Here is a 12,867-nt window from a genome sequence, read left to right on the forward strand (position 1 = left end):
TCTGTTTTATTTGTGATTTATTACGAAATTTACGTAAATTTACGTAAATTTACGTATAAAAATGCCGCGCAAGATTTATTCAAGCGCGGCATGATTCGATTGGTAATTAATCATTAAGAGAATTAATCATTAAGAGATTAATAGATCAGGAAGCATAGAGAATATCTACAACAAAGTAAAGCGTTGAATTTGCAGGAATTGTTACATTTCCTTGTGCATCCTTCTTATCTTCTTTGCCATAGCCATCTTCTGGAGGAATTACCAAAAGAACTTGAGATCCGACTTTCTTCCCAGCTAAGCCTTTAGTCCATCCTGGAATCACTTGACCTGCAAGAGAGAAGTCTGCAGGCGTGCCGCGCTTCCATGACGAATCAAATTGATGCAATTTGCCGTCTTTATCGATAGTCCAGCCAGTGTAATGAGCGGTTACAGTGCTTTCTTTGGTCACCTCTTTACCAGTTCCTTCAATCAAAGTTTGAGAAACCAACTTTCCATCTGGCACGTAGTTATTCTTATCTAACGATGGTTCTCCAGATTTACTCAGAGTTACTTTCGGCAGATTTTCAGGGATATCCTTAACTTTATTGCCTGTTGCGCGTTCAAGAGATTTCATTGAAGAAACAAGAGTTAACACCATTACGTACGCATCTTGCTTAGTTTGCGGATTTGCAGGCACACCAAATGCAATCGTGGAATTAATTTTTCTTCCCTTAAACAGTGCATAATAAGGTTTACTCGTAACGCCTTTTTTAACAACGATTGAGCAATCTGGTTTGCCTTGTTTCCATGTGTTCATAAGCTCTTTGCCGTTTTTAGCATTGTACACAATGCCATTAGCGCATACGCGACTATTTTCTTGGATTTTAGCACCGTTTCCGTTTTGCAAAATGGCGTAAGAATTTGGCTTTACGTCTATAGGAGTAGTTATATCGACCTTTGGTTGTTTGCCTAAAGTTCCACTAGCCTTAACGCCGCCTAAAACTTGCATTCCAGCAGCATTCGCGGCTGGGTCTGCCATTCCGTTATCATTCGTGCTATTCCCGCTGCAAGATGCCATTGTAAAACACAAGGCTGCAGCGCTAATTGTGCTAATTGCGCGTATTGCAAAAGATTTGATTGTGTATAATCTGGTTTTTCTCATAGGTTTAAGACTATCGCTTGAGTCTGATTTTAATTATTCAGTAGCAAATATATTAAATATTACGAAGAATTGTAAAAGATTAATAAATATAACAATCGATTAATTATAAAAGATTATGAAAGATTGTAGAATAGATAGGAGCAAATACGATATGACGATTATTAAGGCGAATATCAAAAAGAATTCATGCTCTGATTACAAGCATAATGCATGATTTATTGCTGATTAGGATGCAGAAAGAGGTTTGATGCAACGACCTACAAAACGAGCTAAGTTTATGCGAGGAATCGTGGCACCTATTTTTGGGTTGCTTGCTGTGCTTAGTATTGTTCTTGGTGTTCTTAATGCCACAGTTTGGAAGCCAAACTCTATTGTTTCGGCTCATACAAACGTGTATGGTTCAAGATACATTGTTACGGATCCAGGTGTTTTAAATCTTGTGGATTACCGCGTAAAAATTAGTGTTGCGGCTCTTAATACTCGTAAGCCGATTTGTGTAGCAGTTGGTTTGGCTAAAGATGTTCGTGGGTGGACTCGTGGCTACTCTGTACAGAGAATAACTGGTTTGCAAGATTGGGAGAATCTTTCTACTGTCCCTATGAAGGCGGATGATTCTGCAAAGTCAGATGTGAATAACAAAAATTCTGTAGATTCCGCGAATAACTCTGATTCTAAGGCTTCTAAAGATGTAGATTTTAAAGATTCAGATTTGTGGACTAATGCTACTTGCCAAATGGGTTTGGCTAAATTGTTTGTTAATGCGGAAGATTTTGAACAATCTGAGAACATTGTTCCTGGAGATTTGAGCAGTGGCAATGCTGTAAATCAAGAAAATCAAGCAAATCAAGAAAATAGCCAGTCGAATCATCAAAAAGTTTCATCCGCATTGCGTGCAAGGATTTCTCGACGCGTGCTGATTATTGACTTAGGTAAAAATTCTCCTGAAGCATTCGTAGAGTTTCGTTGGCGTAGACACAATCTTCCAGATTTTGCAACTCCTTTGTATTTTGTTGGAGCACTGTTTGCTCTGCTTTGTGTCCTTTCTGCTTCTGTGTTCGCTATGGCTCCACATCGCAGGCGTAATAAGCGTTTGGTGGCTAGTAGAAGTGGTCTTATTACTGTAGAAAGTGTATCCAGAGACGAAGAAGTTAAATTCTCAGATGCTTTTGCTGGCACAATGGCTAGTATTTTTGGCAGTTTTGCTAAAGATAAGAAGTCAAGGCATAAAGGTTCTTCAGCTTCTCATGCTCGTCATGGTTCTCATTCAAAAACTCGTGTTGCAAAGTCGCAAGCAACCGTGGATTTGTCTGTAAACGTAAAGTCTGGTTTAAATTCTTCTCCAACTCCATCTTTGGATGAAACTGCTGTGATTTCTAAAGAAGATTTGCAGTCTTATTTTGCTCGTTTTGCTAGTGAATCATTCTCGGATGTTTCCAAGAATAATAGCGATTCGTCTACTGTTTTAGAAGTTTCTGATGCTTCTTCTGATAAATCTTCCTATGATTCTTTTAAAGATGAAGATGCTATACGTGATTCCAAAGATTCTTTGAATGATGATTCTAATAAAAAGCAATCTTCAAAGGAATATTCAGGGAATAGTAGCAATAATAATTCTAGAAAGTCGAGTCATAGCAATCGCGGCAACCGCAATAGTAGATATGGTAGAAGAAATCGTGATTCGCATGACAATCAAGATGGTCGTTCTAGTAGTAGAGATGTAGAAAATCGCAAATATAGGGATAATCGTAGTAAATCAGCGGAGGCTTGCGACTCAAGCAATGAAAAGTTAAATAATCGCAGCAAGTCGCGAAATCAAGGGAATAATCGTGATTTGAGTAATCATCGCGACCAGCGTAAGAATAGTCAGAATAATCAGCATAGTCAGCGCGGGCAAAAATATGGCAAAAATCGTCGATCTAACGAATTAGATAATCGTAATAGAAATAGCGGCGAAAATAATGCAAATAACAGAAACGCTGGTGGCAACACGAATTCAAACTATAACCAGAATCGTAAGCGTAAAAATAATGCGCGTGGAAATGAGCAAAAGTGAGTGTGGAAAATAAGTATGACTATGTTTTATGCGCATAAAATCAAATATTATGTAAGATTTACATTCGCTACAATAATGTCGCTAATTATGTGTTTTGCTCTTAGCGCTTGCGATGGTCAAGTTCCTAAAGCCGCTGAGGGGCATGGCACAAAGGAGCTTCCAAACGTAACGTCTATTAGAGAAAAAGATATACGTTTAAGAGTTTTGAGGTCTCTAGAGCGCGCGAATGAAGAGAAGAATTCTAGTAATCTTGATGGCTATATGAGTGGTCCTGCAATGCTTGTGCGAACTAGTGAGCTTGCGATTGCGGCTAAAACAGGAAAATTGGATCCAAAAACAACAATTCCTCGTGAAGTTGCTCAGACTATTGTGCCTACGAATGCAAACTGGCCTCGTGATTTGATGACGATTACTACTACAACAAAAGACCAGCAGTCTAAGAGATTGTTGGTGATCCGTCAGGATAGGGCACGCTCAAACTATAAATTGTGGGCAGTTGCAAGACTGTTCCCTGGTGTGCGTCTGCCAAAATTCCCTGTTTCTTCAATCGGCGCTTCAATGGGTAAAGCAAATGATTCTGGCCTTGTTATGACTCCTCATGCGGCAGCAGCGGCTTATGCTGATGTTCTGCAGCAAGGAGAATCTAGTAAATTTGCAAAGAGTTTTGCTAGTGATTATTTGCGCGCAAAATTAGCAGAATTATCTAAGACTGTTCAAGCGGGAATGGAGCGAAACAAAGGTTCTCAGGAACAGGTTTTTGCTTCAGTTCCAAATCAGATTAGCGTTATGCGCGCAAGCGATGGTAGTGATTTAGTGGTTGCGCGTATTGACTCCGTGTGGACTAGAAGAGCTGGAGAAGGTCGAGAATCAAGACCAGCGTCTGACGAGGAGAAAGCTTTGTTTGGAAATGCTAAGGCTACTTCTACAATGCGTGTAACTTACGTAAATGTTGTAGCAATGGTTGTTCCACCAGCTGGCTCTAATGCGCAGATTGTGCCTGTGGGAGCGGAGCGTCAGCCTATAAAGGTAGAAGCCCTGTAAGCAGTTGTATAAGCAATATAAGCAAAGTTGTAAGCAATATAAGCAAAAGAGGAAATTATGGTTGATTCACAATCGATGGGTATGAACCCAGGCGGATTCTCTCTGGCTGGAGCAGTGGACTTGGAAGGTGTAAAGCGCAAAGCAGAAGCTCTTGCAAAACGAGAAGCGGCTGCAAAGTCAGGAAAACCTCAGTCTAAGATGCCTCCTGCTTGTGGGTATGTGATTGATGTTAATGAACAAACTTTTCAGGCAATGGTTCAGACTTCTGTAAGTTTTCCAATTATTTTGCTTGTATGGCAAAAAAGCGATGAAACTTCTTACGATTTAGCACAAAAACTTGCGGATTCTATTACTGCGTTAGATGGCAGAATGCAGCTTGCTCGTATTGATGCGGATGAAAGCCCATCAATTGCTCAAGCTTTACGCGCACAGCAGCTTCCAGCTGTATATGGATTGGTTGGAGGCAGACCAATGCCTATTTGCCAGGGATTGCCTAGTGCAGATGAGTTGCAGCAGATTTGTAATGATATTCTGCCTCAGTTGGTTAAAGTTGCGGAAAAATCTGGTGTAGCTGGGATGGTTCCTTATGTTGATTCAGGTGATTCTGCAGGTGATTCTGGTGTAGGCAATAATTCTGCGGATTCTGCGGATTCTGTAGATTCTTCTGATGTTCCACCAGAACACAAAATTGCGCATGAGGCGGCTATGAATGGCGATTATGCTTTAGCTGCAAGTGAGTATGAAAAAGTATTGCAGGCTAACCCGAATGATTCTTTGGCATCTCGCGAACGCGCTAAAGCATTGCTTCTTGGCAGAAATACAAACACAAATGTGGAGGCTGTGCGCAAGGCTGCTGGTGATAATCCTGGTGATGCTTCCGCTCAGCTTGCTGTAGCAGATGTGGATATGATTGATGGTCATATTGAAGATGCTTTTAGTAGACTTCTTGATTTTCTTGCTGGTCATCGCGATAGTGCAGATGTTATTAAAGAACGTATGCTTGAGTATTTTGCGATGCTTCCAGCTGGCGATGAGCGTTTGAATCGTGCGCGTCGTCGCTTAGCAATTCTCCTTTATTGATTATGGATGATTGCACCTGATGGATAAAAAGTAAAAGAAAAGCCAAGATTCGCATTCGTGAGAAATATGCGATTCTTGGCTTTCTAGTAGCGGGGCATGGATTTGAACCATGGACCTCTGGGTTATGAGCCCAGCGAGCTACCGAGCTGCTCCACCCCGCGTCGGCTACTTTTAGCAGCTCTATCTACGATAGGTGCAAATTGTGATTTGTCAAGTTCTCGGCGTGTTTCTATTTGCTTTTTGTGTTGTTAGTCGCCAGCAACCGAAGATTTGTGTAATTTTTGTGCAAAATAAATACAACAAATAAATCTAAAAATAGTTTAATTCTAAACAGAAGTGGAGTACAATAAACAATTGGCTATCGACTTGCTAATTCTGTTATAAGTGCAAAACTCGTTATTAATCAACGATATGACTTAAATGTACGAACCAAGAGTAGAATCAGCTTTTTAGAGATGTATTTTCGTTTCGTACGCACGCCAACGAATAGATTTTCAGGATTTGCTGTTTATACAACTTAGCTTTTGATGGATTGGTATTAACCAGACGTGAGTAGCGATATAAACGACGCCTTATAAGGAGGAGCTGATGAGTGGAGCTATCGGAGTCTTAGCTGGCACTGTGAATTCGGCAGTATTGCTAGCTTCAGAAAGTCCAGAGTTGCCTAAGATTGATGAGTTTTTACCTCCGGAGATTTTGTTCCAAGGCACACCATTTGCAATGAACCGCATTATTTTAGTGCGTGTGCTTATGGCAGTGATTGTTATGATCGTTTTTGGAATTGGTGCTGCTCGTGCAAAGGTTGTTCCAGGTAGATTCCAAAGCGTGCTAGAAATCCTAATGGACTTTGTACGATACAACATTGTGTACGAGATGATTGGCGAAGAACGCGGCAAGCGTTACGTGCCAATGATGTCTACATTGTTCATAACAATTTTCTTCTTTAATCTTTGTTCTGTGATTCCAGGATTGAATATGGCTGCAACCGCAACCATTACTGGTCCGCTTGTATTTGCTTTATGGGTTGTATGCCAATATCTTATTGCTGGCATACGCGAAAAAGGTTTTTTGCGATTCTTCCGTGAAGCATTATTCCCAGCGGGCGTGCCATGGCCGATTTACTTTATTCTTTCGCCATTGCAGCTCATAGAATTAATAATTGTGCGACCACTTTCGCTTACAATCCGTTTGTTTGCGAATATGATTGCTGGCCATTTGCTGGTGGCCACTTGCTTAGTATTCACCAACTTCTTTGTGGTGGATTCCAGCAATAAACTCCTTGCCTTCGGCGGTGCATTATGGCTGCTTGGTGGCATTCTGTTTACCCTATTCGAAATTATGGTAGCAGGATTGCAGGCATTTATCTTTACCGTGCTTGCATCCGTATACATTTCGGAAAGTTACCCAGAGGAAGAAGAAAAATCTGCTGTTGCTGTTGCATAGTGCATTAGCTTAACTCTCAGATTTTACACATCTTATGGGTTTATACTGGTTACTGTTTTAACGGAAAGGAAACCAATGAATAACATCATCGCTCTAGCAGGACTGATCGGTAACCTGAGCATTCTTGGCTTTGCTGTGGCAACAATCTCTCCTGCACTTGGCATGGCAATCGTCGTTGCTAAAGCTATGGAGTCCACTGCACGTCAGCCAGAAGTCGGAAACCGTATTCAGCTGTTCATGTTCGTTGGCTTGGCATTCATCGAGGTTCTGGGCTTGCTCGGATTCGTTGCCTACATTATGGGAAAATGAACCGAACGAAACAACTCGTTCCAGCACAAATATAAAAGTGTTGAAAGAATAGAAAGGACAAGCCATGGCACATTCATCTGAGAGTAATGGTTTGGCATTGTTCTTGCCTGAGCCTTACGACGTAGTGTGGTCGTTAGTTGTTTTGGTAATTCTTGCAGCGTTTTTCTACAAGTTCGTTATGCCTAAATTCCAGGCAATTCTCGATGAGCGTGCAGAAAAAATCGAAGGCGGAATGGCTAAAGCAGCAAACGCGCAGCGTGAAGCTGATGAGTTAAAGAGCCAGATGGAAGAAGAACTTGCACAAGCTCAAGCAGATGCCGCAAAAACTCGCGAACAGGCTCGTGCACAAGCTTCCAAGATTGTTGATGAAGCAAGACAGCGTGCCGAAAAGGACGCTGCGAAAATCATTAGCGAAGCTCAGCATTCCATTGAGGCTCAGCATAAGCACGCCATGACTAGCCTCCAAGGAGAGGTATCGGTACTCGCTGCAGCATTAGCTGGAAAGATTCTTGCGTCTAAGCTAGATGACGATACCGTAGGCTCCAAAATCATTGATCATGTTATTGATGAAGTGGGAGACGTTAAGAGTTCGGGTCAAAACAGGTAGTTAAAAGAGTAGCTAAAACGATTTTTTAGTATTACTTAATTGCTACTTAAGTTTTGCATGAATTAGGAGGTAAGAATGCCAGAAAAGGCATCGCGAGTAAGCGAAAACTTATCGCGTTCTTCGCTTGCGCAAGCCATTTCAGATGCTCATGACGAAGCTCAGCGCATATCTGATGAGCTTTCAACAATGATGGATACGCTAGAAAAGTACCCAGAGCTTTCTGACGCTATTACCGATCCAAATAGGTCTTCGGAAGATAAGTCACGACTGATTGACGAGCTTATTGGAGGTAAGGCGCATCCTGTTGTATTGCGCATTATGCACTATCTTGTAGGTACTTGGCATGGCGGTGCAGAAAGTGGCAAGACGGGCAGCTTTGGAGGCGCATGGTCTGGTTTTGAGCGCGAAGCAGGCGAAACTTTGGTTACGGTTACAACCGCTCAGCCTCTTACGGATAAGCAAATCAAGCGTTTGATTGAGATTTACAGCAACAAGTTGGGGCATCGTGCCTACATAAACCCAATTGTGGATCCAAACGTGCTTGGTGGTATGCGAATACGTATAGGCGATCAAGTAACAGACCGCACAATGTTGATGCAGCTTAAGCAGTTGCAGCGTTCTGCGCGAAATGGTGCTTGGACACAGGCAGTGAAATAAGTTAAATAAGGAGAATTATGGCGGAACTATCTATTGATCCCGCCCTTATACGCAAGGCACTTGACGGGTTCGTTGACTCGTATAAGCCGACAGACATGCCAACACAAGAAGTTGGTTATGTTGTTACGGCTGGTGACGGCATTGCGCACGTAGCTGGATTATCTGGCTGCATGGCAAACGAGCTGCTCACCTTCGAAAACGACACCCTTGGCTTAGCGTTTAACCTTGATGCTCACGAAATCGGCGTGGTTATTCTAGGCGATTTTACGGGCATTGAAGAAGGGCAGGAAGTTTACCGCACTGGCGAAGTGTTATCGGTGCCAGTGGGAGACGCCTATCTTGGTCGTACAGTAGACCCATTGGGTAATCCAATTGATGGTCTTGGCGCGATTGAATGCAAGGAGCGTCGTATTCTTGAAGCCCAGGCTCCAGACGTGATCCATCGTCACCCTGTGGACGAGCCTTTGTCTACTGGTTTAAAGGCAATTGACGCAATGACGCCAATTGGCCGCGGTCAGCGTCAGTTGATTATTGGCGATCGTCAAACTGGTAAAACAGCAATCGCAATCGATACGATTATTAACCAGCGCACAAACTGGGAAAGTGGAGATCCAAAGAAGCAAGTCCGTTGCATTTACGTAGCAATCGGACAAAAGGGTTCAACAATCGCTGCTGTACGTCAAAGCCTCGAAGAAGCAGGCGCTATGAAGTACACAACAATCGTTGCAAGCCCAGCTTCGGATTCTGCAGGTTTTAAGTACATTGCACCTTATACTGGTTCTGCAATCGGTCAGCATTGGATGTACAACGGCAAGCACGTTTTGATTGTTTTCGACGACTTGTCTAAGCAAGCGGAAGCATATCGTTCGATTTCTTTGCTTCTTCGTCGCCCACCTGGGCGTGAAGCGTATCCAGGCGATGTGTTCTATCTTCACTCTCGTCTGCTAGAAAGATGCGCAAAGCTTTCCGACGATATGGGCGGCGGCTCAATGACTGGCTTGCCAATTATTGAAACTAAAGCAAACGACGTTTCTGCATACATCCCAACCAACGTGATTTCTATCACTGATGGTCAGATCTTCTTGCAGTCCGATTTGTTCAACGCAGGTCAGCGTCCAGCAGTCGATGTTGGTATTTCCGTGTCTCGTGTTGGTGGTGCTGCTCAGGCTAAGGCTTTGAAGAAGGTCTCTGGCATGCTTAAGATTTCTTTGGCTCGATACAAGTCTTTGGAATCCTTTGCAATGTTCGCTTCCGATTTGGATGCAGCTTCCAAGGCTCAGCTCACTCGTGGCGCTCGTTTAACCGAGTTGCTTAAGCAGAAGCAGTTCTCGCCTCATTCTATGGAGCAAGAGGTTGTTTCTGTGTGGGCTGGTACACACGGAAAGTTAGATGACATTCCTGTAAAAGATGTTTTGCGTTTTGAAAGCGAATTATTGGATTATCTCGATAAGGGAACCGACATTTTGCAAGTGATTCGCGATACTGAAGATTTCACCAAAGAAACAGAATCGAAGCTTGATGCTGCAATTGACGACTTCCGTAGGATGTTTAAGACTTCTGCAGGTAAGCCTTTGATTGTTAAGGATTCTCTGCCTCCAGCTGAAAACCCTGCTCCAGTTGAAAAAGAGCAGCTTGTTGCAAAGCCGAAGTCGGATAATCGTGAATCTGAGGGGAAGTAGCGTATGTCCTCCCAACTTGCATTGAAATCGAGAATTATTTCCACACAGTCTTTAGGTAAAATCTTTAAGGCTCAGGAAATGATTGCGTCTTCTCATATAGCAAAAGCGCGTGATATCGCTCTAAATGCTAAGCCTTATAGCGACGCAATTTTCGATGCCGTGCAGGCGTTGGTAGCTCATCATGAAGCGAATATTAAGCATCCTATTTTTGGTAAAGAACGTTCGGGTAATCGCGTAGCCGTGTTGGCGTTAACTTCAGACCGTGGCATGGCTGGCGCGTTTACGTCTTCGATTATTCGAGAAACCGAGGCGTTGCTCGCAAAGTTGGATGCGGAAGGAAAGCACGCTGAGCTGTACGTGTATGGTCGCCGTGGCGCAACCTATTACAAGTATCGTAATCGCGATGTTGCAGGCACTTGGGAAGGGTCTACTGATCATCCTGATGTGACTATTGCGGAGCGAATTTCCGATACTTTAATGGATGCGTATATGACTCCAGAAGAAGATGGAGGAGTTTCGGAGCTTTACATTGTATTCACCGAGTTTATAAACATGGTGAGGCAGAAGGTTCGTACTCTGCGCATGCTTCCAGTTGAGCTGGTTCCTTTAAAGGACGGCGAAGAGTTTGCTATGCATCGTCCAGATTACGAGGCAGCTTCTGGCCCTTCGGCTTCGCTTTCGTCTACGGGTGCGGTTTCGGCTCGAGAAGAAGCTGTTAGCCGCAGTAATCCGGACGCTGTGGAATATTGCTTTGAGCCAAGTCCAGACGAAGTGTTGGATTCGGTTTTGCCAAAGTATATTCAATCGCGTATACACGAATGTTTGCTTACTTCTGCTGCTTCCGAAACAGCTAGTAGACAGAATGCTATGCATACGGCTACAGATAACGCCCGCAATTTGGTGGAGGATTTGACAAGAAAGCTTAATGCTTCTCGCCAGGCTTCCATCACACAAGAACTTACCGAGATTATCGGCAGCGCTGACGCGCTGAATAATGAGGAGGAATAGGAGCATATGGCTGAAGATCAGACCACAGCACCTCCAGAAGATGCAAAGGAAGCCGATCCAACGGCTGGTCGTGTAACCCGTGTTCAGGGTTCCGTGATTGACGTTGAATTCCCAGTCGGCTATCTTCCAGATATTTACAATGCTCTCAAAGTGGATATCAACACCGTTGGAAATACGGAGGGAGATACTGTTCACGAGATTACATTGGAAGTTGAGCAGCATCTTGGTGATTCCACTGTGCGTGCAGTTGCTTTAAAGCCTACGGATGGCTTGGTCCGTGGCGCTTTAGTTAGAGACACTGGTGGACCAATTTCTGTGCCTGTTGGCGATATTACTAAGGGTCATGTTTTTGACGTAACTGGTAACATTTTGAACGCTAAGCCAGGCGAGAACATTGAGGTTACTGAAAGGTGGCCAATCCACCGCAACCCACCTGCTTTCGATCAGCTTGAGTCTAAGACTCAAATGTTTGAAACAGGCATTAAGGTTATCGATTTGCTTACGCCTTACGTTCAGGGCGGAAAGATTGGTCTGTTCGGCGGCGCAGGCGTTGGTAAAACTGTGTTGATTCAGGAGATGATTCAGCGCGTTGCACAGAATCACGGTGGTGTGTCTGTGTTTGCCGGTGTTGGCGAACGTACTCGTGAGGGTAACGATTTGATTGGCGAAATGGCTGAGGCTGGCGTTTTGGAGAAAACAGCGCTTGTCTTTGGTCAGATGGATGAGCCTCCTGGGACTCGTCTTCGTGTGCCTCTTACTGCTTTGACTATGGCTGAGTATTTCCGTGATGTTCAGAATCAGGATGTGTTGCTGTTTATCGACAACATCTTCCGCTTTACTCAGGCAGGTTCTGAGGTTTCCACGTTGCTTGGTCGTATGCCTTCTGCAGTTGGTTATCAGCCAAACTTGGCGGATGAAATGGGTGCGTTGCAGGAGCGCATTACTTCTACGCGCGGTCATTCTATTACGTCGCTTCAGGCTATTTACGTGCCTGCAGATGATTACACCGATCCTGCACCTGCAACAACCTTTACGCACTTGGACGCTACTACTGAGCTTTCGCGTGATATTGCGGCTAAGGGTATTTATCCAGCTGTGGATCCTTTGACTTCTACTTCGCGAATTCTTGATCCGCGTTATGTTGGTCAGGCTCATTACGATTGCGCTAATCGTGTGAAGGCTATTTTGCAGCGTAATAAGGAGCTTCAGGACATCATCGCTTTGATTGGTATTGATGAGCTTGGTGAGGAGGATAAGACCACTGTGAGCCGTGCTCGTAAGATTGAGCAGTTCCTTGGTCAGAACTTCTATGTGGCTGAAAAGTTCACTGGTCGTCCAGGTTCTTATGTTCCAGCTGATGAGACCATTGAGGCGTTTACGCGAATTTGCAATGGTACTTACGATGAGATTCCTGAGCAGGCGTTCTCTGGCATTGGTGGTATCGACGATCTTGAGCGTCGTTGGCACGATATGAAGCAAGAGTTTGGTGCGTGATTATGGCAGAAAAGCAAGTGAAAACGCTGCACGTTAGTGTGGTTGCAGCCAGACATCCTGTTTGGGAAGGCGATGCCAAGTTTGTGGTTATTCCTTCTGTGAATGGCGCAATGGGTGTTCTTCCTGGGCATGAGGCTGTGCTTGCGTTGATTGATCACGGATTTGTAAAGGTTGACGATTTGAATGGCGTTCGTCATGTTTTTAAGGTGACTGACGGATTCTTTTCTGTTGACTCAGACAATATTACTATTGCTGTTGAGCACAGTTGTAACGTTGATAAAGACGGCAATGTGTTGCCTAACGCTAAAGTGATTTAATGTGATTTAAGTTAATCTAAGGCTGACTTTTGTAATAA

12 protein-coding genes and 1 tRNA gene are annotated in these 12,867 nt (G+C 43.7%); 11 read left to right on the top strand and 2 right to left on the bottom strand.

Features of this window, described 5'->3' with window-relative positions; translation table 11 throughout:
• Positions 1 to 145 precede the first annotated feature (145 nt).
• Positions 146 to 1,141, bottom strand: a complete 996-nt coding sequence (locus P0106_RS05110) for an FKBP-type peptidyl-prolyl cis-trans isomerase (RefSeq protein ID WP_004114189.1) — start codon at positions 1,139 to 1,141, stop codon at positions 146 to 148.
• 247 nt (positions 1,142 to 1,388) lie between these two features.
• On the opposite strand from P0106_RS05110, the gene P0106_RS05115 reads away from it, so the two are divergent.
• From P0106_RS05115 to P0106_RS05125, 3 genes are read left to right on the top strand one after another with little or no spacing between them, the layout of a single operon-like run.
• Positions 1,389 to 3,194 (top strand): hypothetical protein, encoded by a 1,806-nt coding sequence (locus P0106_RS05115; protein ID WP_254596649.1) that lies wholly within the window; start codon positions 1,389 to 1,391, stop codon positions 3,192 to 3,194.
• A 15-nt stretch (positions 3,195 to 3,209) separates the two neighbouring features.
• A complete protein-coding gene (locus tag P0106_RS05120; protein ID WP_415707008.1) occupies positions 3,210 to 4,235 on the top strand; it encodes a DUF8094 domain-containing protein in 1,026 nt (341 codons plus the stop codon).
• 57 nt (positions 4,236 to 4,292) lie between these two features.
• Positions 4,293 to 5,315, top strand: a complete 1,023-nt coding sequence (locus tag P0106_RS05125; RefSeq protein WP_473730527.1) for a co-chaperone YbbN — start codon at positions 4,293 to 4,295, stop codon at positions 5,313 to 5,315.
• An 87-nt stretch (positions 5,316 to 5,402) separates the two neighbouring features.
• Here the strand turns inward: P0106_RS05125 and P0106_RS05130 are convergent.
• Positions 5,403 to 5,476, bottom strand: a tRNA-Met gene (locus P0106_RS05130).
• A 427-nt stretch (positions 5,477 to 5,903) separates the two neighbouring features.
• On the opposite strand from P0106_RS05130, the gene atpB reads away from it, so the two are divergent.
• From atpB to P0106_RS05170, 8 genes are all read left to right on the top strand, one after another.
• A complete protein-coding gene (atpB, locus tag P0106_RS05135; RefSeq protein ID WP_004574496.1) occupies positions 5,904 to 6,758 on the top strand; it encodes a F0F1 ATP synthase subunit A in 855 nt (284 codons plus the stop codon).
• A gap of 75 nt (positions 6,759 to 6,833) precedes the next feature.
• Positions 6,834 to 7,067, top strand: coding sequence for an ATP synthase F0 subunit C (gene atpE / locus P0106_RS05140; protein WP_004114197.1), 234 nt, complete (start codon positions 6,834 to 6,836; stop codon positions 7,065 to 7,067).
• A 64-nt stretch (positions 7,068 to 7,131) separates the two neighbouring features.
• Positions 7,132 to 7,674 (top strand): F0F1 ATP synthase subunit B, encoded by a 543-nt coding sequence (locus P0106_RS05145; protein WP_101887745.1) that lies wholly within the window; start codon positions 7,132 to 7,134, stop codon positions 7,672 to 7,674.
• 75 nt (positions 7,675 to 7,749) lie between these two features.
• On the top strand, positions 7,750 to 8,331 hold the full coding sequence (locus tag P0106_RS05150; RefSeq protein WP_004114200.1) for a F0F1 ATP synthase subunit delta: 582 nt from the start codon (positions 7,750 to 7,752) through the stop codon (positions 8,329 to 8,331).
• Positions 8,332 to 8,348: 17 nt separating this feature from the next.
• Positions 8,349 to 10,010: a F0F1 ATP synthase subunit alpha gene (gene atpA / locus P0106_RS05155; RefSeq protein WP_473730528.1), complete on the top strand. Its 1,662-nt coding sequence runs from the start codon at positions 8,349 to 8,351 to the stop codon at positions 10,008 to 10,010.
• Between the two features lie 3 nt (positions 10,011 to 10,013).
• On the top strand, positions 10,014 to 11,018 hold the full coding sequence (locus tag P0106_RS05160) for a F0F1 ATP synthase subunit gamma (protein ID WP_004114205.1): 1,005 nt from the start codon (positions 10,014 to 10,016) through the stop codon (positions 11,016 to 11,018).
• 6 nt (positions 11,019 to 11,024) lie between these two features.
• The gene (atpD, locus tag P0106_RS05165) at positions 11,025 to 12,512 is read left to right on the top strand and encodes a F0F1 ATP synthase subunit beta (protein ID WP_004120484.1); all 1,488 of its coding nucleotides are present in this window, start codon (positions 11,025 to 11,027) and stop codon (positions 12,510 to 12,512) included.
• Positions 12,513 to 12,514: 2 nt separating this feature from the next.
• Positions 12,515 to 12,829: a F0F1 ATP synthase subunit epsilon gene (locus P0106_RS05170; RefSeq protein ID WP_004114210.1), complete on the top strand. Its 315-nt coding sequence runs from the start codon at positions 12,515 to 12,517 to the stop codon at positions 12,827 to 12,829.
• The last annotated feature ends 38 nt before the right edge of the window (positions 12,830 to 12,867 follow it).

Source organism: Gardnerella sp. c11Ua_71 (assembly GCF_055818025.1).